General features: G+C 59.9%; 20 protein-coding genes. 12 read left to right on the forward strand and 8 right to left on the reverse strand.

Annotation, left to right across the window (positions count from 1 at the left end; translation table 11 throughout):
• Positions 1 to 59 precede the first annotated feature (59 nt).
• Positions 60 to 1,310 (forward strand): ribonucleotide-diphosphate reductase subunit beta, encoded by a 1,251-nt coding sequence (locus FFI16_RS12840; protein WP_138817516.1) that lies wholly within the window; start codon positions 60 to 62, stop codon positions 1,308 to 1,310.
• 90 nt (positions 1,311 to 1,400) lie between these two features.
• Positions 1,401 to 1,889, forward strand: coding sequence for a DUF1289 domain-containing protein (locus FFI16_RS12845; protein WP_138817515.1), 489 nt, complete (start codon positions 1,401 to 1,403; stop codon positions 1,887 to 1,889).
• A 48-nt stretch (positions 1,890 to 1,937) separates the two neighbouring features.
• Here FFI16_RS12845 and mdeB read toward each other — a convergent pair whose 3' ends face one another.
• Positions 1,938 to 4,616, reverse strand: coding sequence for an alpha-ketoglutarate dehydrogenase (gene mdeB / locus FFI16_RS12850; RefSeq protein WP_138817514.1), 2,679 nt, complete (start codon positions 4,614 to 4,616; stop codon positions 1,938 to 1,940).
• Positions 4,617 to 4,807: 191 nt separating this feature from the next.
• Between mdeB and FFI16_RS12855 the strand changes: the two genes are divergently transcribed.
• The 3 genes from FFI16_RS12855 (at position 4,808) to FFI16_RS12865 (ending at position 7,562) form a co-directional block, all read left to right on the forward strand.
• Positions 4,808 to 5,722: a class I SAM-dependent methyltransferase gene (locus FFI16_RS12855; protein ID WP_138817513.1), complete on the forward strand. Its 915-nt coding sequence runs from the start codon at positions 4,808 to 4,810 to the stop codon at positions 5,720 to 5,722.
• A gap of 149 nt (positions 5,723 to 5,871) precedes the next feature.
• Positions 5,872 to 6,591 carry a phosphatidylcholine synthase gene (gene pcsA / locus FFI16_RS12860; RefSeq protein ID WP_058422511.1) on the forward strand — a complete coding sequence of 240 codons (720 nt, stop codon included), beginning with the start codon at positions 5,872 to 5,874 and terminating at the stop codon, positions 6,589 to 6,591.
• Between the two features lie 191 nt (positions 6,592 to 6,782).
• Complete coding sequence (locus FFI16_RS12865) at positions 6,783 to 7,562, forward strand: TSUP family transporter (RefSeq protein WP_017139107.1); 780 nt, start codon at positions 6,783 to 6,785, stop codon at positions 7,560 to 7,562.
• Here the strand turns inward: FFI16_RS12865 and nudC are convergent.
• Positions 7,530 to 8,363 (reverse strand): NAD(+) diphosphatase, encoded by an 834-nt coding sequence (gene nudC, locus FFI16_RS12870; RefSeq protein ID WP_138817512.1) that lies wholly within the window; start codon positions 8,361 to 8,363, stop codon positions 7,530 to 7,532. The two genes, FFI16_RS12865 and nudC, sit on opposite strands and share 33 nt — an antisense overlap.
• 5 nt (positions 8,364 to 8,368) lie before the next feature.
• A complete protein-coding gene (locus FFI16_RS12875; protein ID WP_138817511.1) occupies positions 8,369 to 9,181 on the reverse strand; it encodes a crotonase/enoyl-CoA hydratase family protein in 813 nt (270 codons plus the stop codon).
• 192 nt (positions 9,182 to 9,373) lie between these two features.
• Here FFI16_RS12875 and FFI16_RS12880 point away from each other — a divergent pair, with 192 nt between their 5' ends.
• Both FFI16_RS12880 and FFI16_RS12885 read left to right on the forward strand, forming a co-directional pair.
• Positions 9,374 to 10,663, forward strand: a complete 1,290-nt coding sequence (locus tag FFI16_RS12880; RefSeq protein WP_138817510.1) for a chloride channel protein — start codon at positions 9,374 to 9,376, stop codon at positions 10,661 to 10,663.
• Between the two features lie 41 nt (positions 10,664 to 10,704).
• Positions 10,705 to 11,259: a UPF0149 family protein gene (locus tag FFI16_RS12885; protein WP_138817509.1), complete on the forward strand. Its 555-nt coding sequence runs from the start codon at positions 10,705 to 10,707 to the stop codon at positions 11,257 to 11,259.
• Between the two features lie 6 nt (positions 11,260 to 11,265).
• Here FFI16_RS12885 and FFI16_RS12890 read toward each other — a convergent pair whose 3' ends face one another.
• Positions 11,266 to 11,895, reverse strand: a complete 630-nt coding sequence (locus FFI16_RS12890) for a lytic polysaccharide monooxygenase auxiliary activity family 9 protein (protein WP_138817508.1) — start codon at positions 11,893 to 11,895, stop codon at positions 11,266 to 11,268.
• Positions 11,896 to 12,236: 341 nt separating this feature from the next.
• Here FFI16_RS12890 and FFI16_RS12895 point away from each other — a divergent pair, with 341 nt between their 5' ends.
• A complete protein-coding gene (locus tag FFI16_RS12895) occupies positions 12,237 to 13,493 on the forward strand; it encodes a 3-phosphoshikimate 1-carboxyvinyltransferase (RefSeq protein WP_138817507.1) in 1,257 nt (418 codons plus the stop codon).
• 31 nt (positions 13,494 to 13,524) lie between these two features.
• Entirely contained in the window at positions 13,525 to 13,914 is a 390-nt protein-coding gene (locus FFI16_RS12900; protein ID WP_138817506.1) for a hypothetical protein, read from the forward strand.
• Position 13,915: 1 nt separating this feature from the next.
• On the opposite strand, the gene FFI16_RS12905 is transcribed toward FFI16_RS12900, so the two are convergent.
• Positions 13,916 to 14,515, reverse strand: a complete 600-nt coding sequence (locus tag FFI16_RS12905; protein WP_138817505.1) for an NAD(P)H-dependent oxidoreductase — start codon at positions 14,513 to 14,515, stop codon at positions 13,916 to 13,918.
• Between the two features lie 82 nt (positions 14,516 to 14,597).
• On the opposite strand from FFI16_RS12905, the gene FFI16_RS12910 reads away from it, so the two are divergent.
• Both FFI16_RS12910 and FFI16_RS12915 read left to right on the forward strand, forming a co-directional pair.
• Positions 14,598 to 15,200 carry a TetR/AcrR family transcriptional regulator gene (locus tag FFI16_RS12910; protein WP_138817504.1) on the forward strand — a complete coding sequence of 201 codons (603 nt, stop codon included), beginning with the start codon at positions 14,598 to 14,600 and terminating at the stop codon, positions 15,198 to 15,200.
• Positions 15,201 to 15,290: 90 nt separating this feature from the next.
• Complete coding sequence (locus FFI16_RS12915) at positions 15,291 to 15,668, forward strand: hypothetical protein (protein ID WP_138817503.1); 378 nt, start codon at positions 15,291 to 15,293, stop codon at positions 15,666 to 15,668.
• Positions 15,669 to 15,716: 48 nt separating this feature from the next.
• Here the strand turns inward: FFI16_RS12915 and FFI16_RS12920 are convergent, their stop codons facing one another.
• A complete protein-coding gene (locus FFI16_RS12920; protein ID WP_138817502.1) occupies positions 15,717 to 15,953 on the reverse strand; it encodes a hypothetical protein in 237 nt (78 codons plus the stop codon).
• Between the two features lie 670 nt (positions 15,954 to 16,623).
• Between FFI16_RS12920 and FFI16_RS12925 the strand changes: the two genes are divergently transcribed.
• Entirely contained in the window at positions 16,624 to 17,841 is a 1,218-nt protein-coding gene (locus tag FFI16_RS12925; RefSeq protein ID WP_256666252.1) for an MFS transporter, read from the forward strand.
• Positions 17,842 to 18,015: 174 nt separating this feature from the next.
• Here FFI16_RS12925 and FFI16_RS12930 read toward each other — a convergent pair whose 3' ends face one another.
• Entirely contained in the window at positions 18,016 to 18,687 is a 672-nt protein-coding gene (locus tag FFI16_RS12930) for a GNAT family N-acetyltransferase (RefSeq protein ID WP_138817501.1), read from the reverse strand.
• A gap of 20 nt (positions 18,688 to 18,707) precedes the next feature.
• A complete protein-coding gene (locus tag FFI16_RS12935) occupies positions 18,708 to 19,613 on the reverse strand; it encodes a LysR family transcriptional regulator (protein ID WP_138817500.1) in 906 nt (301 codons plus the stop codon).
• Positions 19,614 to 19,666: the final 53 nt, after the last annotated feature.

Below are 19,666 nucleotides of genomic sequence, written 5' to 3' on the forward strand. Positions count from 1 at the left end.
TTTCAATGCCTTGAAGCCTGCAAAAACCTATTTTTCGAGTACCAGGAAGGAGAATTTCAATGTTGAGTTGGGATGAAGTCGACAACGAAGACACCAGTGCAGCGGTGATCAAAGGCGCCAACGCCGGTCATGCCAGCGAAGCCAACATGGACCGCCTCGACGGTGCCGGCGCCGCTGCCGCCCTGGAAGCGCGCAACGTGACGGCCAATGACTCGGCCGCGATCATCCGCGCCAAGGCAGCCCTGGACAAACTCGACGTCGCCGAAGGCCTTGCTGAACTCGAAGGCTCCGCCGCCCGCGTCGCCGTTGACGAAAAGCGCATGATCAACTGCCGCGCCGACCTCAACCAACTGGTACCTTTCAAGTACGACTGGGCCTGGCAAAAGTACCTCGACGGCTGCGCCAACCACTGGATGCCGCAAGAGGTCAACATGACCGCCGACATCGCCCTGTGGAAAAACCCGGAAGGCCTCACCGACGACGAACGCCGCATCGTCATGCGCAACCTCGGCTTCTTCTCCACCGCCGATTCGCTGGTCGCCAACAACCTGGTCCTGGCCGTGTACCGCCTGATCACCAACCCGGAGTGCCGCCAGTACATCCTGCGCCAGGCCTTCGAAGAAGCGATCCACACCCACGCCTACCAGTACTGCATCGAATCCCTGGCCATGGATGAGGGCGAGATCTTCAACATGTACCACGAGATTCCATCGGTCGCCAAAAAGGCAGCCTGGGGCCTCAAATACACCCGTTCGATCTCCGATCCGAAGTTCGAAACCGGCACCGTCGAAACCGACAAAGAACTGCTGCGCAACCTGGTCGCCTACTACTGCGTCCTGGAAGGCATCTTCTTCTACTGCGGCTTCACCCAGATCCTGTCCATGGGCCGTCGCAACAAAATGACCGGCGTGGCGGAACAGTTCCAGTACATCCTGCGTGACGAGTCGATGCACCTGAACTTCGGTATCGATGTGATCAACCAGATCAAAATCGAAAACCCGCATTTGTGGGATGCCGAGATGAAGGAAGAAGCGACCCAGATGATTTTGCAGGGGACGCAGCTGGAGATTGAATACGCGCGGGACACCATGCCGCGTGGGGTGTTGGGGATGAATGCGGCGATGATGGAGGATTACCTCAAGTTCATCGCGAATCGTCGTCTGTCGCAGATTGGTCTTAAAGAAGAATACCCGGGGACGACTAACCCGTTCCCTTGGATGAGCGAGATCATGGACTTGAAGAAAGAGAAAAACTTCTTCGAAACCCGTGTGATCGAGTACCAGACCGGCGGCGCGCTGAGCTGGGATTGATCGATGAAGCAGATCTAAAATTGTGGGAGCGGGCTTGCTCGCTCCCACATTAGGTCCGTGGTGTTCTACAGACTTTGCAAAATGCCTTTTATGCCCAACCAAACCATCAAAACGCCCTGCGTCGGCCTGTGTTCCACCGTTTACGGCGACCTGGTCTGCCGGGGCTGCAAGCGTTATCACCATGAAGTCATCCAATGGAATGGCTACAACGCCGAGGAAAAACAGGCGGTGTGGCTGCGCCTGGAGCAATTGCTGGTGCAGGTGATGGCCAGCAAGCTGGAAGTGTTTGACCCACAGCTTTTGCGTCAGCAACTCGAGACCCGCAAAATTCGCTTTGTACCGCACCAGTCGCCGTATTGCTGGGCGTACCAGTTGATTGCCCGGGGCGCGCGGGTGATTTCCAAGCTGGATGCGTATGGGCTGGCGTTGTTGCCGGAGTTTCGCGAACGCCACCTGGCGGATTTGCGTGATGCGATTGACCGCGAGTTTTTCCTGCTGTCCGAGGCACATTACGAGCGCTATATCGCACCGGGCTTTTTGCGTGAGTCTTTTGGCGCTCCGCTGATCGCAAGTATTTAAGCGGCAGCACAAAACCAATGTGGGAGCGGGCTTGTGTGGGAGCTGTACTCAAGAGTTCCAGGACGCTGCTCGATCAGCCTGCAAGTTATACCGCTCAATTGCGCGCTGACACACGCCACGCGGCACACTGCCCTGCTCCACCAATACCGTCAGCGCCGCCAGTACAATGTGGTGGCGATCCACCTCAAAGAAATCACGCAACGCCGCCCGTGTATCACTACGCCCAAAGCCATCTGTGCCCAACACCGTGTAGCGGCTATCCAGATACGAAGCGATCATCTGCGGCACCGCCCGCACATAGTCTGATACCGCAATCACCGGCGCTCCTTTGGGCAAACATGCATTCACATGACTGGCACGCTGCGTATCCTGAGGATGCAGCCGATTCCAGCGCTCCACCTCCCGCGCATCCCGTGCCAGTTCGCTGAAACTGGTGACACTGAACACCTCGCTCGCCACCTGCCAATCCTCAGCCAGTAACTGCGCAGCCGCCTGAGCCTCACGCACCAGTGTGCCCGAGCCAAGCAGGCGTACCTTGGCCTGCGCAGCACCTTGCAACCGATACATGCCTTTGATAATCGCCGCCTCCACGCCCGCCGGCAGGGTCGGTTGCGGGTAGTTTTCGTTCATCAGGGTCACGTAGTAGAACTCGTCCACATCGTGCTCCAGCATCTGGCGCATGCCGTGGTCGAGGATCACCGCGAACTCGCCGGCAAATGCCGGGTCGTAGGCGCGGCAATTGGGCACCGTCGCGGCCGCGAGGTGGCTGCTGCCGTCCTGATGCTGCAAGCCTTCTCCGCCCAGGGTGGTGCGCCCGGCCGTCGCGCCGAGCAGGAAGCCTCGGGCGCGCTGGTCGGCGGCGGCCCAGATCAGGTCGCCGACGCGCTGGAAGCCGAACATCGAGTAATAGATGTAGAACGGCAACATGCGCAGGCCATGCACGGAATAACTGGTAGCCGCCGCCACCCAGGAGCTGATGGCACTGGCTTCGCTGATGCCTTCTTCGAGAATCTGCCCGTCGGTGGCCTCGCGGTAGCTGAGGATCGAGCCAATGTCTTCCGGCTCATAGCGCTGGCCGACGCTGGAGTAAATGCCGATCTGCTTGAACAGGTTGGCCATGCCGAAGGTACGCGCTTCATCCGCCACAATCGGCACGATGCGCGGGCCGAGCGCCTTGTCCTTGAGCAGGTTGGTGAGCATGCGCACAAACGCCATGGTGGTGGACATCTCCTTACCCTCGGCTGCCGTGGCAAAACCGGCGTAACCCGCCACCGGCGGCACGCTGACGGGTGCGGCCAGCGGGCTGCGGCCTGGCACATAACCGCCGAGTGTGTGCCGACGTTGATGCAGGTAACGCAGTTCAACGCTGTCCTCGGCGGGTTTGAAAAAACTCAGGGATTCGGTCTGCTCATCCGTCAGCGGCAACTGGAAACGATTGCGAAAAGCGAGCAGCGCATCGCGGTCGAGCTTCTTCTGCTGGTGCGTGGTCATCTTGCCCTGCCCGGCTTCGCCCATGCCGAAGCCCTTTTTGGTCTGGGCCAGGATCACCGTGGGCCGCCCTTTGACCCGGCGCGCGGCATGGTAAGCGGCGTGGATCTTGACCATGTCGTGGCCGCCGCGCTTGAGACGGTCGATCTGTTCGTCGCTCATGCCCGCCACCAGCGCCGCCAACGACGCGCTTTGGCCGAAGAAGTGCTCGCGGTTATAGGCGCCGTCTTTGGCGGCAAAGGTCTGGAATTGCCCGTCGACGGTGTGCGACAGGGTGTCCACCAGCGAGCCGTCAGTGTCCTTGGCCAGCAAGGCGTCCCAGTCCGAGCCCCATACCAGTTTGATCACGTTCCAGCCGGCACCGGCAAACAAAGCTTCGAGTTCGTCGATGATGCGCCCGTTGCCACGCACCGGGCCGTCGAGGCGCTGCAGGTTGCAGTTGACCACCCAAGTCAGGTTATCCAGACCTTCGCGGGCAGCCAGGGTCAGGGCCGACATGCTTTCCGGCTCATCCATTTCGCCATCGCCGAACACGCCCCAGACGTGCCGGTCGATGGTGTCCAGCAAGCCGCGATGGTGCAGATAGCGCATGAAGCGCGCCTGGAAGATCGAGCTGATCGGGCCGATGCCCATGGAGCCGGTGGGGAACTGCCAGAAGTCCGGCATCAACCACGGGTGCGGGTAGCTGGACAGGCCGCGTGCCCCGGCTTTTGGCCCACCGATTTCCTGGCGGTAGTGCGCCAGGTCGTTTTCCGTCAGGCGGCCTTCCAGATAAGCGCGGGCATAAATCCCCGGTGCCGAATGCGGCTGGTAGAACACCAGATCGCCGCCGAAGGTGTCGCTGCGCGCCCGGAAGAAGTGATTGAAGCCAACTTCGAACAAGTCCGCCGCACTGGCATAACTGGCTATATGGCCGCCGAGTTCGCCATACGCCTGGTTGGCACGCACCACCATGGCCAAGGCGTTCCAACGCACCAGCGAAGCGATTCGCTCCTCGGTGGCCAGGTCGCCGGGAAACGCCGGCTGTTGCTCAACGCTGATGCTGTTGACGTAGGGCGTGCCGTGACGCGGTTTCCAGTCGATGTGCGCTGCGCTGCCTTCGCGGGCCAGCAAGTCGAGGATCTGGCGCGCGCGTTCTGGCCCGGCATTGGCCACCAGCGAGGCCAGGGCGTCTCGCCACTCATCCAGTTCTTGCGGGTCTTGGGCTGTGTGATTGACTGCACTCGCGAAACCGTTCATGGGCACCTCCGGGCTTTTTTTCCAGTTTATGTCGGCGCCTGAGGATTTTTTGCCTGTTATCAGGCGCAGGTTCAAGCATTTTGAGCATGAATCACTGCCAATCGTCTTTTTAGCAGCACGTTGTGCTCAAGCACGACGAAGCACCGCAACTGTGTTTAAAATGCCGCCCGCTCAACGACTGACGCTCAACGATGAACCCAGACGCACTCGCTACCCTGCACACTCATTTGCTCACCGCCCTGGCTAACCCGCCGAGTGAAACCCGGCGCCTGTTCCACGGGCGTGGCCGCTGCTGGCCGGGCCTGGAGCAACTGACAGTGGACTGGTTGCAGGGCGTACTGCTGGTCTCGTTGTTCAAGGAGCCTGCGCCTGCGCAGCTCGAAGCCCTTAAACAGCTGCTGCAAACACAGTTCAATGCTTACACGGTTGCCCTGCAACACCGCTACCTGCCGCAAAGCACCACCGAATGGCTCGCGGGCGAAGCCGTAGACGAGCTGACCATTACCGAAGGCGGCCTGCGTTACCTGATCGACCTGGGTAAAAAACAGAACAGCGGGCTGTTCCTCGACATGCGCTACGGCCGCAATTGGGTGCGCGAGCAGGCCAAGGGCCAGCGCGTGCTCAACCTGTTCGCCTACACCTGTGGTTTTTCGGTGGCCGCCATCGAAGGCGGCGCCGACCATGTAGTAAACCTTGACATGGCCCGTGGCGCCCTGAGTCGCGGTCGCGACAACCATCGCCTCAATGGTCATGACCTGAGCAAGGTCAGCTTCCTGGGCCACGACCTGTTCAAGTCCTGGGCCAAGGTGACCAACAGCGGCCCTTACGACCTGGTGATCATCGATCCGCCGTCGTTCCAGAAAGGCAGTTTTCTGCTGACCAAAGATTACCAACGCGTGCTGCGCCGCCTGCCGGATCTGCTCACGGCCCGCGGCGCGGTACTGGCGTGCATGAACGACCCGGCCTTCGGTGAGGGCTTCCTGATTGACGGCGTAACCCGCGAAGCACCGGGCCTGCGCTTTGTGCAGCGGTTGGAAAACCCGCCGGAATTTCCCGATGTCGACCCGCAAAGCGGTTTGAAGGCATTGGTGTTCCGTCAGGGTTGATGCCGAAACGTCTGACCCTTGCTACGCTAAGTGATACACCGGGGCGGTGAACCTTATCCCCCCCTTCCCGGTCGATACCTGCATTCCCCGGCCAGACTCGACGGCGTTACGTCGTCGGCTGCCCTGTTTCATCTTTTGGAGAGCCGCCCGTGATATCGACCCTGCATGTAGCCAGACTCAAAGCCTGGGGCGCCCACGGCTTTACCGCCACCGGCGTGGTGCTGGCGTTCCTGGCCACCCTGGCCTTGCTGGAAAACTCACCCAAGGCCTGCCTGCTGTGGCTGGGCCTGGCGCTGGTGGTCGATGGCGTCGATGGCTCACTGGCGCGACGGGTCAATGTCAGCACGGTACTGCCCAGCTTCGACGGCTCGGTGCTGGACCTGGTGATCGATTACCTGACCTATGTGTTTATTCCGGCGCTGTTTATCTACCGCTATATCGACCTGCCGGACTTCACCCACCTGTTTACCGTGTCGGTGATCTTGGTGTCGTCGCTGTTCTGCTTCTGCAATGTGAACATGAAGAGCAAGGACAACTACTTTGTCGGCTTCCCTGCGGCCTGGAATGTGGTGGCCTTGTGCGTTTACATCATCCAGCCGGACGCCTGGGTGACCTTGGCCACGGTGATCGGCCTGGCACTGCTGACGGTCACGCCGATGAAGTTTCTGCACCCGTTCCGGGTCAAGCGCTTTATGCCGATCAACATCGCCGTGACCACGATCTGGTTGCTGTGCAGCTTCTTGATGGTGGTGGACTACCCCAATACCAACCCGTGGACGTTTGGGTTGTGGTCGGTGATGTCGGCTTACTTTCTGGGGATTTGTGTGTGGCGCACGGCGTTGGAGTGGCTGGACAAACGGCACGGTTGATTGCAATTCAAAATGTGGGAGCGGGCTTGCTCGCGAAGGCGGAGTGTCAGTCAGCACATCTATAAGTGATCCACCGCTTTCGCGAGCAAGCCCGCCCCCACATTTGGATCGCGTAGAACAACAAGATCCAAGTAAGATACCGGCCTTTGGCGCAGCCCTTTTCTGCGCCCTGCCAATAATAAGCCCTGCCCATGCCCTTCGAACTCAGCGTTGACCTGACCACCCTCGCCATTCTTGCCTGCGTGGCCTTTATTGCCGGCTTTATCGACGCCATCGCCGGCGGCGGCGGCCTGCTTACCACGCCTGCCTTGCTCACCGCCGGCATGCCACCGCACCTGGTGTTGGGCACCAACAAACTCAGCTCGACCTTCGGCTCCGCCACTGCCAGTTTCACCTTCTACCGGCGCAAGCTGTTCCACCCGCGCCAATGGGTACATGCCATCGTCGGCACGTTGGTCGGCGCATTGGCTGGCGCCGTGGTCGCCCACTACCTGCCCGCCGAAACCCTGAACAAAATGCTCCCGGTGATCGTGTTCGCCTGTGGTGTGTATTTGCTGTTCGGCGGCACGCCCAAGGCGCCGCTGGACGCTGACGCACCGATCAAGAAGAAATGGCAGTCCACCCAAGGCTTCGGCCTGGGGTTCTACGACGGCGTGGCCGGCCCTGGCACGGGTGCGTTCTGGACGGTGAGCACGATGCTGCTGCACCCCATCGATCTGGTCAAAGCCAGCGGCGTGGCGCGCAGCATGAACTTCGTCAGCAACGCGGCGGCGCTGTCGGTGTTTATCTTCAATGGCTCGGTGGACTGGATCGTCGGCCTGGCGATGGGCTTCTCGGTAATGTGCGGCGCGTTCTTTGGCGCACGCAGCGCAATCAGCGGCGGCGCCAAATTCATTCGCCCGGTGTTTATCACCGTGGTCCTCGGCCTGACGGTGCGTCTAGCCTGGCAGCACTGGTTCAGCGTGGCCTAAACGGCGCGCCAGGTAGAGGTCGATCAGGTAACGCGCAATCGAACGTGACGCCGGCAACGGCGGCAGGTCGTGGATATTGAACCACTGCGCGTCCTCGATCTCATCGGCCTGGGGCACGATGTCGCCGCCGGCGTACTCGGCATGGAAGCCCAGCATCATCGAGTGTGGGAACGGCCAGCACTGGCTGCCCATGTACTGGATGTTCTTGACCTCCACCTGCACTTCTTCGCGCACTTCACGGATCAGGCAGTCTTCGGCCGACTCACCCGGCTCGGCGAACCCCGCCAGCGTGCTGTACACACCGGTGACAAAACGCGGCGAACGCGCCAGCAGGATCTCGTCGCCACGGGTCACCAGCACAATCATGCTCGGCGAAATGCGTGGGTAGCTGCGCAGGTCGCAGGCCTGGCAGTACATCGCACGTTCACGCGGCACCTGGACCATGGCCTGACCGCAACTGCCACAGAACCGATGCTCCCGCGCCCAGGTGCCGATCTGCGCGGCGTAGCCCAGCACTTTGTACAGGGTGTGGTCGCCCTGCAACATAAAGCCCCGTAGGCCCTGCCAACTGCAACCTGGCACTTCGGCTGCCGCGTTCAGCTCCAGCAAGTACACCGGCTCCCCGTCGAGGTGGCCAATGCCGTGTTCGGCAAACACCGGCAGGTCCTGGCGCTTGAGCCATTCACGCGGAAACAGCGGGCCATTGGTGTCATGCAAAAAGCCCTCGCGGCTGCGGGCGACGGCCCAGCCGCCAGGGGCGTCGTTGTCCAGCAGCGTTGTGGTAATCCAGCCTGGGGTCATGTCAGTCAATCCACGAATTCGGGTTTCTGCTTACTCATATGGGCCGCGATGGCCACGCGCAGGTCGTTGGATTGCAACATAGCCGAGTTCCAGGTGGCAACGTATTCCAGACCATCATTGACCGTATGGTCACGCATGTAGCTGATCATGGCTTTGGTGCCGGCCACGGCAATCGGGGATTTGCTCGCGATTTCCCGGGCGATTTCCATTACACCGGCCAACAGGCTGTCCTGATCGGGGTACACACGGTTGACCAGGCCGATGCTGCGCGCTTCTTCGGCGCCGAACGAGCGACCGGTGTAGGCCAGTTCACGCAACATGCCGTCGCCGATAATGCGTGGCAGCCGTTGCAGGGTGCCGACGTCGGCGGCCATGCCGATGTCGATTTCCTTGATCGAGAACTGCGCGCCTTCGGCGGCGTAGCGCATGTCGCAGGCGCTGATCAGATCGATGGCGCCGCCGATGCAGTAGCCCTGGATCGCCGCCAGCACCGGCTTGCGGCAGGTGTCGACGGCATTGAACGAGGCTTGCAGTTCGAGGATCTTGCGCCGCAGCAGGCGTGCGTTGCGGCCCACGTCCTTGCCGAAGTTATTGGCCACCGAGGCCATCATCATCAAGTCGATGCCGGAGGAGAAATGCTTGCCTGCACCGCTGAGCACCACAGCGCGCACGGCGTCGGTGTCTTCGACCCATTGGAAGATGTCGATGATCTCGGTCCAGAACGCCGTGTTCATCGCGTTGATCTTTTCCGGGCGGTTGATCTGCACATGGGCAACGTTGCCAGTGAGTTCGACGATGAAAGCTTGGTATTCGGACATGGCAGTGATCCCTGACTGGCGAGTAATAAGGCTCGAACTATAACAAGGGAGCATGACGGCGCATCGGCCAAAAACGGGACTGGCAAAAGTAATAAAATGTTGTGGGCGCCGGGTTTATGGCCTGCCGATACATTTCACCCAGGCACCGCGTTTTATCGGCTATACACTCAGGGCCACTGCCTGGAGCCCGCTATGCCGTCTACCTTTCGTTCATCATTGATTCTGGCCCTGGTAGTCGTGCTGACCGGCATCGGCGCCGGGCTGGGCGGGATGCTGCTGGCGTTGCTGCTGCATGGCATCCAGCACCTGGCCTACGGCTACAGCCTCGACAGCCTGGTCAGCCACGAAACCTTTTTGTGGGGCGTCACCGCTGCCGCGCCGGAGCGCCGCCTGCTGGTGCTGGTGGTGTGCGGCCTGGTCGCCGGGCTGGGCTGGTGGATGATTTATCGCTATGGCCGCCCGCTGGTAAGCATCAAACAGGCGGTGTCTGAACAGATGCCGATCATGCCGCCCAAGACTACCCTCGCCCACGCCGTGCTGCAGATCATCACCGTGGCCCTCGGTTCGCCATTGGGCCGTGAAGTGGCGCCGCGTGAGGTCGGCGCGCTGGCCGCGACCTGGTTATCACAACGCGCGCGCCTTGAACCGCACATGCACCGTTTGATCGTGGCCTGTGGCGCCGGTGCCGGGTTGGCGGCGGTGTATAACGTGCCCTTGGGTGGCGCAGTGTTTGTGCTGGAAGTGCTGGTAGGTGCCTTCAGCTGGCCGGCGGCGGTGATTGCGCTGGCAACCTCGGCGATTGGTGCGTCGGTGGCGTGGATCGGGCTGGGTGCGGAATCGCAATATGCAGTGCCGCACTTTGTACTGAGCCCGGCGCTGATCGCCTGGGCGGTGGTGTGCGGGCCGGTGTTTGGCGTGGCCGCTTATGGGTTCAGCCGCTTTACCGGCGCCGCCAGGGCCAACGCCGCACGAGGCTGGCGCCTGCCGGTAATGTCGCTGATCAACTTTACGCTTATCGGCGGGCTGGCGATGCTGCTGCCGCAGATCCTCGGCAATGGCAAAGGCCCGGCGCAACTGGGCTTCGACAATGAACTAACCATTGGCCTGGCCGCTATCCTGCTGCTGGTCAAGGTGCTGATCACCGCCAGCAGCCTGCGCGCCGGCGCAGAGGGCGGCCTGCTGACGCCGGGCCTGGCCAATGGCGCGTTGCTCGCGATTCTGCTCGGCGGTGCCTGGAGCCTGGTGTGGCCCGGGGTGCCGCTGGGCGCGTTTGCGATCATTGGCGCGGCGGCGTTTTTGGCGTCCAGCATGAGCATGCCGCTGACCGCGATTGTGCTGGTGGCCGAATTTACCCGCATCGAGCATGACTTTCTGGTGCCGATCATTCTGGCGGTGGTGGGTTCGATGTGCGTGAGCAAGCTGTGTCAGCGCTGGGAAATAAGTGGAAAAAAGCCCGCCCAGGCGCCATCCTCTGCGCTTTAAGCCGCCCACTTCGCGGCGCTCGACGTTGAAAGGATATGCCCATGCTCGCCCAACCCCTCACCCCTGCCGATTTCGACTTCATTGACGAAACCCTGTTGAAATACGGCGACGATCATTCGGTGCTGAACCTGGCTGAACTCGACGGCTACTTCACCGCGCTGGTCTCCGGCCCGGCACAAGTGGACGTCGCTGAGTGGTTCCCGGCGATCTGGGGCGGGCAGAACCCGGTCTGGGAAAACGGGGAAGAGGCCCAGCGTTTCCTGGAGTTGTGCGTGCGCCATATGAATACGCTGGCGGCGCAATTGGCCACCGATGCGCAAAGCTTCAAGGCGCGCTTTGATGACACCGAACACCAAGGTCAAGCCGTCACGCTGGCCGAAGAATGGTGCTTCGGTTATATCCGTGGCGCCGCGATCGGCAACTGGCCAGAACTGCCTGCCGAAGAGGCGGCGCTGCTGGAGAAGATTTCCTGGTGCGCCGAGCAGGACAACTTTGAGCTGCCGGCAGACCTGGATGTAAACGCCCACCAACAGCGGGCTCGAGCTATCGAACCCGCTGCGCGGGCGCTGCATGATTACTGGTTGGCCCGGCGTTAACAGCGCTTATTTGAAGTCCAGGTCAAACGCCTGATAGAACGCGTTGCCGGTGTTGGCCACGATCCACATCAACACCACCACATGCCGGCCTTTCTTACCCTTGGGCAGCGTGACCTGGTGTTCGACCTTGGCCTTCATTTCATCGGCGTGCTGGTAGTACGGCACCTGGGTGTAGAAGTCTTCGAAAAACGGCTTGGCCTCAAGCTGCGCACGGCTGATGCGTTGCTTGGGGTCCCAGCCATCCTTGGTGATCAGCCAGCGATAACCACGGGTGACGTGGGCGGCAGTGTATTCCCACTGCACCTTGAACACCTGGCCAGCCTCGACATTCAGCAATGGCCAGGTAAACGGCGTGTTGAGCTTTTTGCTCATCTCCTCATCCGTGAAGTTGAGGCAATCGCGGTCGTCGGTTTTGCCGCCGCTCAAGATATGCCCGTCGGCCGGCGGCGTGACGCTTTGATCATCGGTTTCATAGGGTGCAGGGAATGGCCCGGCAGTGAGCGATGGGAAGTTTTTACCGCCTTCCATCTCGTTGACTTGCCAGTTGCCGAGCAGCCCACGCTCTACCGCCACGGAACCACGGCTGGCCGGATCGACCACGCGACCATGGCGAAGTTGGGTCTGGGGTTTGTTCATTTCAGTCACTCCTTGATTGAATGTGCCCCGTCATGGAGCACGCCTCGAACTTACCTTGGCGGGCGTTATTGTCCAGCCGCTGCTTCCCTCGGAAAGTTCGCACACTGCCCGCGTATCGCTGACTAAAGGGCATTGTCCTGCATCGCATTTACTGCTTGTCCTACGCGCAACGGAGTAGTTCGACTACAACAACAGTCCGTTCCCCGGACACGTCGGCAACAGCCTCGAAATACGCGCCATACAACGATCCCCGCTCGACAACGATGGCGTGTTTAGCTGATTATTCGGGTCCGCCCGTCGGCCACTCCCTACCGCCTTGCCTTGATCAGGAGCCTTGTACCTTGAGTTCGCAAAAAACCGTGACCGTTACACCGCCCAATTTCGCCCTGAACGGCAAGGTCGCGCCCCCCGGCTCCAAATCCATTACCAATCGCGCCCTGTTGCTGGCCGCCCTGGCCAAGGGCACCAGCCGCCTGAGCGGTGCACTGAAAAGCGATGACACCCGCCACATGTCAGTGGCCCTGCGCCAGATGGGCGTGAGCATCGATGAACCGGACGACACCACCTTCGTGGTCACAGGCGCAGGCAAGCTGCAATTGCCGTCGCAGCCGCTGTTCCTCGGCAATGCCGGCACCGCGATGCGCTTTCTCACCGCCGCCGTGGCGACCGTCGAAGGCACCGTGGTACTCGACGGCGACGACTACATGCAAAAACGCCCGATCGGCCCGCTGCTGGCCACCCTCGGCCAGAACGGCATCCGCGTCGACAGCCCGACCGGCTGCCCGCCGGTAACCGTACACGGTGTGGGCAAGGTGCAGGCCAAGCGTTTTGAGATTGATGGCGGCTTGTCCAGCCAGTACGTATCGGCCCTGTTGATGCTCGCGGCCTGCGGCCAGGCGCCGATTGAAGTGGCATTGACCGGCAAGGACATCGGCGCCCGTGGCTACGTCGACCTGACGCTGGACTGCATGCGTACGTTCGGTGCGCAGGTCGAGGTGGTCGACGACACCACCTGGCGTGTGGCCCCCACCGGTTACACCGCCCATGACTACCTGATCGAGCCCGACGCCTCCGCCGCCACTTACCTGTGGGCTGCCGAAGTGCTGACCGGCGGGCGCATCGACATCGGCGTGGCTGCGCAGGACTTCACCCAGCCGGACGCCAAGGCCCAGGCCGTGATCGCGCAGTTCCCGAATATGCAGGCCACCGTGGTGGGCTCGCAGATGCAGGACGCAATCCCGACCCTGGCGGTGCTGGCCGCGTTCAACAACACCCCGGTACGCTTCACGGAACTGGCCAACCTGCGCGTCAAGGAATGTGACCGTGTACAGGCGCTGCACGACGGCCTCAACGAAATTCGCCCAGGGTTGGCGACCATCGAGGGCGACGACCTGCTGGTGGCCAGCGACCCGGCACTGGCCGGCACGTCCTGCAATGCGCTGATCGACACCCACGCCGACCACCGCATCGCCATGTGCTTTGCCCTGGCCGGGCTGAAGGTAGCGGGTATTCGCATTCAAGACCCGGACTGCGTGGCCAAGACCTACCCTGAATACTGGAAGGCCTTGGGCAGCCTTGGGGTAACGCTCAGCTACTGAGCCAACACGTCGGCTTGGGGAGGGAATGCACATGACAATTCGCCAACCCTGCCCACCCGGCGTGTGTGCCTGTGACCGCGAACAGCTGCTGCAAGTGCCCGGCGCCGACCTGCGCATCCTCAGCCTGACGCGTCAGGAAGAAAAAAAGCTGGTCGAGCGCCTGGAAAACCTCCAGAGCCTGCAAGACCTGGAACACATGCAACAGAAGATGTTTGAGCTATTGGGCATCCGCGTGCAGGTGGCGCCAGGGCACACCGAGGTCAAGAGCATGCGCGGCATTCAGATCAGCATCGATGAGCAGCCGGGCCTGTGCCGCAAAACCCGCCAGGCGATTCCGGCGGCGATTCGCCGTGGCCTGGAGAAGCGCCCGGAAATTGCCTACCGCCTGCTGGATGCCCACGATCTGTTTCGCGAAGGCTGATTCAGCCGGCAACCACTTCGCGTTCAAACAGGCTCTGCCCGATGGCCTTCGCGGTGCGCAAATGCGCTTGCGCAGCGCCGCCCTCCGAATCCAGCAGCAGCTCTGACGTCAGCACCTGCGCCCCACAGTAATCAAAAATCCCGTAGTCGATCTGCGTGCGCATGGCCTTGGCATACCCGTGACGATCAAACGCGCCTTCATCTGCCGCGCCCAGCGCCAGCAGGTGCACCTGCAAGTGCCGCAGTTTTTTCACCACCGGCGTGTCGGGCCCATAATCAATCGCCCAGCCGTTGACGAACACGCGGTCGACCCAGCCTTTGAGCAGGCCCGGCAGTGACCACCAATAAATCGGGAACGCCAGCACCAGTGCATCGGCGCGGTCGATGCGCGCCTGTTCAGCCAGCACATCGGCGGGCGGTTCTGCGCGAGTGCGGTGGACCAAGTGGTCGGCGGCGCTATAGCGCGGGTCGAAGCCTTCGGCGGCAAGGTCGGCGATCTCGTAGGTGTGGCCGGCCGTCGTGAGCCCCGCCGCTACGTGTGCGGCCAGGCTATGGGTGAGGGATTGCGGGTCGTGATGGGCTACAACGATCAGTGCGTGCATGACATTGACTCCATTTCAAGCTAGGCTGGGCGCTATCTACTTTTAGTAGGTTACGACCTTAAGTTACTTTTGGTATATAAGCATGTCAAGCGCTGAATACCCTGCTCCACGCCGCCGCCTGTCCCGCGAGGACCGCCTGCGCCAATTGCTCGACATGGCTTGGCAACTGGTGCGCGAAGAAGGCACCGAAGCCCTGACCCTGGGCCGTCTGGCCGAGCTGGCGGGCGTTACCAAACCGGTGGTCTACGACCATTTCGTCACTCGCGCAGGCTTGCTGGCTGCCCTGTATGAAGACTTCGATAGCCGCCAGAACCAGGTGTTTGCCGAGGCGCTGGACACCACCGCCGCCACACTGGAAGAACGCGCCTGGGTCATCGCGTCTTGTTACGTCGATTGCGTGTTGTTGCAAGGGCGGGAAATTCCGGGGGTGATTGCTGCCTTGAGCAGCTCGCCGGAATTGGAAACGCTGAAGCGCAAATACGAGGCGATCTTTTTGCAAAAGTGCCGCGATGCACTGGCGCCGTTCGCGCCCGACGGCACCGTTTCCCAGGCCGGCTTACGCGCCATGCTGGGTGCCGCCGAAGCCTTGTCCCAAGCGGCCGCCAGCGGCGAGATCAGCCGCGAAGAAGCGCAGCAGGAGTTGTTGGCGACGATTCTGGCAATGGTCAATCGCGGCCGCGTTTAACTAATTGTTCACGCAGGGGGGAATAAAGCGCCGCGACGGGTGTTTACCTGGGTACACCTTCTCAAAACCAGAAAAACCCAGGAGCTTGTCATGCTGAAAAAATCCTTCCTCGCCGCCGCTGCCCTCCTCGCCTGCGCTTCGTCCTTGGCCTTCGCCGCCCCGGCCAAGGTGGCCGACAGCGCCAAGGGCAAAGTGCTGGTGGACAGCCACGGGATGACCCTCTACACCTTCGCCAAAGACAGCGCCGGCAAATCGGTGTGCACAGGCCAGTGCCTGGCCAACTGGCCGGCGTTCACGGCCGACGCCTCGGCAAAAGATGCCGACGGCTACAGCGTGATCAGCCGCGACGACGGCAGCAAACAGTGGGCCTACAAAGGCCAGGCGCTGTACACCTGGGTCAAGGACGCCAAACCTGGCGACATCACCGGCGACGGCGTAGGTGGCAACTGGAACCTGGCCAAGCCATAACATTCGGCACACAAAAGCCCGTATCTGACGATACGGGCCTCTGCGCATTTAGAACGAGATCTTCTTGCTGCCGGCGCCAGGCAGCAGATCACTGCCGCCCCTGCTCACACTCCACGTTTGGACTTGCGCGCTGAGGTCTTTGGCAAACTGCTCATTGACCTCAGGCTTTTGCGCCGGATCGAATTGTTTTGCATCGCTCATTTCCAGACTCTTCGACCTGCCCAGCATCTCGGACATCTCAAAATTGCCTTGTACAGATTTAGCGTTGAAGCCGCCAATGTGCATAGATAGAACTCCAATTCAGGTAGAAAGACTGCTGAAACTGCGTTGATCAGCGAGCCTTCTGTGGCGACAATTCCTTATTGAGTTCCAGGCTTTTCACACACGGTGCGGGTTTACAAACAGTTGCACCTTGCGCGTCAGATGATCCAAGTGCCGATCTCGGCTGGATTTTTTAAGAATTCCCCGCAGTTCCGAGCGTTTCATAACGCGCAATATACACATCACGCATAGGAATCATGGTCGCTAGGGTAGATGCCTGATGTGACGCAACAAAACGTTACAGCGTTATGTATAAATCAATACCTTTGGAAATCAGCGGCGAAGCGCAACGTAGGAAATTTCGACCAGAACAATCTGATATATTTCTGTAAAAACACACCAACCTCCCATAAAAACAACATGACTTAAAAATCAGAATTGACAATCACTGTAGGCAACCATACGATTTAAACGCGCCACAAACCTTCGGAGGCAATACCCCTGAGGCGCTACATGTTACAAAATCGACACTATATTGAGGCATCAATAGCCGGTGCGGCTTATAACATTTCCCTGAGTTTTAATGTCCGCGGCTTTATAAATAGATTGAGCGACCTGTATCGCTTCGCCAGCGAGCACAACCTTGACGGCTTCGTAATTGAAGACACATTTTTTCTTAACTCAGATCGACATCATGAAAACGTCAAGTAAGCTTGTTTGTGTGCAAGCACTCTCCAGCCTCTCACTATGGCTTGATATTTTTTTAATCTTTACGGTTCCCGTCTATTTGTGGCATGCCTCGCCTTCGTCGATAGCGATCCTGGCTTTTTGCCTAGGTGCACCCATGTTATTTCTAGGCCCTATTGTCGGAGCACTCATAGATCGACACGACGCACGGAAAACTTTGGCACTGGGCGCTTTACTCCGCATACTGTCTACCTTAGCCCTCGCAGTGTCTCCAAACCTTCAGATTTTTTTGCTTTTTGTTATTTTGAAGGGCGTTTCAAACTTACTATACTTCCCCTCAATAACCATTATGGTTCGGCAACTGATACTGGCTGACGAGCGCAAATCTTTTTTCAGTTGCCCCAGTGTATTTGATCAGTCCACAAAAATTCTTGCGCCGTTACTAGCAGGAATGTTGACGGTATTTTTCTCCCCCAAGGATCTATTCTTTTTGTCGGCTGCTGCCGTACTTTTGAGCTTCCCACTTCTGAGGCATATCTGCCTTATATTCCAAACGCAAATTAATGACTCCTCCACGAAAGTCCTTCCACTCTATCGCGACATAGCAAGAGGATTTGTTATATTTAATGCCTTGCCTTTTCAACTACGAATCGGCTTTTTGTACTCCCTACTCACTTCGTTGGCTTTAGGAATCTACGACCCGCATTTGGCTTCCTTCTTGGCCTATGAAGGTTTACCTTCAGTTAATTTCTCCGTCATCGTCTCCGCAACAGCGGCGGGCGCGATAGGGGCCGCACTGCTGATAAAGTTCAAGTTTAGCCATGTCGATGAGCTTCTACTTCGGATAAATGCCCTGATTGTTTTCTCCACAGCGTTAATCCTGACCGCGACCTTATTACTTCTCCAGGTACCTGGAAGGGCCTATCTCTATCCGTTGGTTTGGTTTGTGAATGGCTTCGGTTATGAAATGCTAATAATATCTTCAAATATAATCCTTCAACAACTATGCCCCTCTCACACTCTCGGAAGGGTATCCATGTCTTTTAGAAGCATCCAAATCTTATGCGTTATAATCGGGCCTTCTATAGGAACAGTACTAATAATCGCAGGTGGTCGCCCAGCGCCCTTTATCGTGGCAGCCTGCTTAGCTTTTTTAACTGCATCAGTGTCAATCGCGGTCTATTTATATGTACACAGAAAACAAGTACAAACACCGGCCAGTTAGTAAAAAATCAAACGATCACCCTGCCTCTGGCTTGCAACGTCCCTTGATGGCTGTCTAGAGGGCTTTGACCACCAAATCACTAGCGTGACCACCACAGCAAAGCTGGTTACGCTTTCGCGCCACGCGCTAGGCTTGGCGCACCCAATAAAAAACCTCCCGAGAGAGGTTTTAAGTTCACGCCAGATGCTGGTTTACAAACAACCTCACCTTGCGTGTCAGATGATCCAAGTGCCGATCACGCTGCTTCTCGGCATCCACCATCGCGCGCTTGCCATGTTTTTGCAGCAAGTACGTATGAATCTGCCGCACCTCCAGTGAGCTGTAGATCGCAGCCACGTCCAGCACGCCCATCAAGCCATCGGTGCCGTAGTCGCGCGTGTTCATCAACACTTGGGTGCCCCGCGCGCCACGCAGTTGAAAGCCCAGCGCTTGGTATGCCGGGACTTTTTCCACTGAGCAGGCCAGCTCTGCGTGGGGATAACGCGCCAGCACCTCGCCAAGCATGGCGCGGGCCACGCCCTGGCGCCGGTGCCCGGCCTGCACTGCCATGAAGGGAATGCCACAGGCGTGCGGGTCATCCTTGACGGGCAGGTACAGGCAAAAGCCGATCACCTGTTCTTCCTGCATCGCCACCACCAGTTCAACCGCGATGCCCTTGGCGCCGTTCAGCGCCTCAAGGTACAGGTGCACCTCGTAACCGACGGCATATTGATAGATGTTGTAGAGCAAATTGCTCGGCGGCAACGCCACGCTGCTGATGTCGGTGAGGTTGTCTACCACCATCTGCAGGATTTGGCTGTTGATCGGCTCGGGGCACGCGGTGGTGTAGCGGGTAAGGCTGAACATGCAAATTCCTGGGTTTAGCGTCAAGGCAGCGGTGATTGTACCTGCTGCCCGCACACCTCGCGCAAACAGCCGCGCAACCAGCGGTGGGCCACATCGGCATCCAGGCGCGGGTGCCAGAGCATGGCCACGGTGAACGGCGGGACGACTATCGGCAGTGCGAAGCTGTGCAGCCCGTCGCGCTGATGGGCGGTGTAGCGTTCGGGCACGCTGGCGATCAGGTCGGTGTCGCGGGCCAGGGCGATGGCGGTGGCAAAGCCGGCGACGATGGTGCTGATGTCCCGCGTCAGGCCTTGGGCTTGCAGCGCGTCGTCGACCTGACCACGGTCGAGCCCACGGCGGGACACGTAGACATGCCGGCCCTGGGCAAAACGCTCGGCACTGACGTCACCCTTGCTCAGCGGATGGCCGCTGCGGACCACACCGATCAGCCGGTCACGGAACAACGCCTGGGTCAGCAGCTCGGGGCTGGCGCTGGCGTCGACCACGCCAATCGACAGGTCAATACTGCCCTCGCGCAGCAGCGCCGAGTCCTTGTCGCTCTTGTCGACAAAACGCAGGCGCACGCCCGGCGCTTGCTGGGCGATACGCGCGAGCAACGCCGGGCCGAGGTTTTCGACAAACTCCTCGCTGGAGCGCAGCGTGAACGTGCGTACCACCTGCCCCATGTCCAACGCTTGCGCCGGGCGCAGCACCGCCTGGGCCTCTTGCACCAAACGGCTGACCTGTTCACGCAGTTCGACTGCGCGTGGTGTCGGCACCAGCCCGCGCCCGGCGCGCACCAGCAAGGGGTCACCGGTAGTTTCACGCAGGCGTGCCAGGGCACGGCTCATGGCCGAAGGGCTCAGGCGCAGGCGCTTGGCGGCAGCGGCGACACTGCCCTCGCTGAGCAAGGTATCCAGGGTAATGAGCAAATTCAGGTCGGGCATACGCGCTCCTTATCAGGCGTTTGATGCAGGTATTAGCTGCAACCCATGCGTCT

Source organism: Pseudomonas sp. KBS0710 (assembly GCF_005938045.2).
Classification (GTDB): domain Bacteria; phylum Pseudomonadota; class Gammaproteobacteria; order Pseudomonadales; family Pseudomonadaceae; genus Aquipseudomonas.

What these genes read in the sequence shown, in the direction of transcription:
- FFI16_RS12840 (WP_138817516.1), top strand. Translation starts at nt 60, where the DNA reads ATGTTGAGTTGGGATGAAGTCGACAACGAAGACACCAGTGCAGCGGTG.
- FFI16_RS12845 (WP_138817515.1), top strand. Translation starts at nt 1,401, where the DNA reads ATGCCCAACCAAACCATCAAAACGCCCTGCGTCGGCCTGTGTTCCACC.
- mdeB (WP_138817514.1), bottom strand. Translation starts at nt 4,616, where the DNA reads ATGAACGGTTTCGCGAGTGCAGTCAATCACACAGCCCAAGACCCGCAA.
- FFI16_RS12855 (WP_138817513.1), top strand. Translation starts at nt 4,808, where the DNA reads ATGAACCCAGACGCACTCGCTACCCTGCACACTCATTTGCTCACCGCC.
- FFI16_RS12865 (WP_017139107.1), top strand. Translation starts at nt 6,783, where the DNA reads ATGCCCTTCGAACTCAGCGTTGACCTGACCACCCTCGCCATTCTTGCC.
- nudC (WP_138817512.1), bottom strand. Translation starts at nt 8,363, where the DNA reads ATGACCCCAGGCTGGATTACCACAACGCTGCTGGACAACGACGCCCCT.
- FFI16_RS12875 (WP_138817511.1), bottom strand. Translation starts at nt 9,181, where the DNA reads ATGTCCGAATACCAAGCTTTCATCGTCGAACTCACTGGCAACGTTGCC.
- FFI16_RS12880 (WP_138817510.1), top strand. Translation starts at nt 9,374, where the DNA reads ATGCCGTCTACCTTTCGTTCATCATTGATTCTGGCCCTGGTAGTCGTG.
- FFI16_RS12885 (WP_138817509.1), top strand. Translation starts at nt 10,705, where the DNA reads ATGCTCGCCCAACCCCTCACCCCTGCCGATTTCGACTTCATTGACGAA.
- FFI16_RS12890 (WP_138817508.1), bottom strand. Translation starts at nt 11,895, where the DNA reads ATGAACAAACCCCAGACCCAACTTCGCCATGGTCGCGTGGTCGATCCG.
- FFI16_RS12900 (WP_138817506.1), top strand. Translation starts at nt 13,525, where the DNA reads ATGACAATTCGCCAACCCTGCCCACCCGGCGTGTGTGCCTGTGACCGC.
- FFI16_RS12905 (WP_138817505.1), bottom strand. Translation starts at nt 14,515, where the DNA reads ATGCACGCACTGATCGTTGTAGCCCATCACGACCCGCAATCCCTCACC.
- FFI16_RS12910 (WP_138817504.1), top strand. Translation starts at nt 14,598, where the DNA reads ATGTCAAGCGCTGAATACCCTGCTCCACGCCGCCGCCTGTCCCGCGAG.
- FFI16_RS12915 (WP_138817503.1), top strand. Translation starts at nt 15,291, where the DNA reads ATGCTGAAAAAATCCTTCCTCGCCGCCGCTGCCCTCCTCGCCTGCGCT.
- FFI16_RS12920 (WP_138817502.1), bottom strand. Translation starts at nt 15,953, where the DNA reads ATGCACATTGGCGGCTTCAACGCTAAATCTGTACAAGGCAATTTTGAG.
- FFI16_RS12925 (WP_256666252.1), top strand. Translation starts at nt 16,624, where the DNA reads ATGAAAACGTCAAGTAAGCTTGTTTGTGTGCAAGCACTCTCCAGCCTC.
- FFI16_RS12930 (WP_138817501.1), bottom strand. Translation starts at nt 18,687, where the DNA reads ATGTTCAGCCTTACCCGCTACACCACCGCGTGCCCCGAGCCGATCAAC.
- FFI16_RS12935 (WP_138817500.1), bottom strand. Translation starts at nt 19,613, where the DNA reads ATGCCCGACCTGAATTTGCTCATTACCCTGGATACCTTGCTCAGCGAG.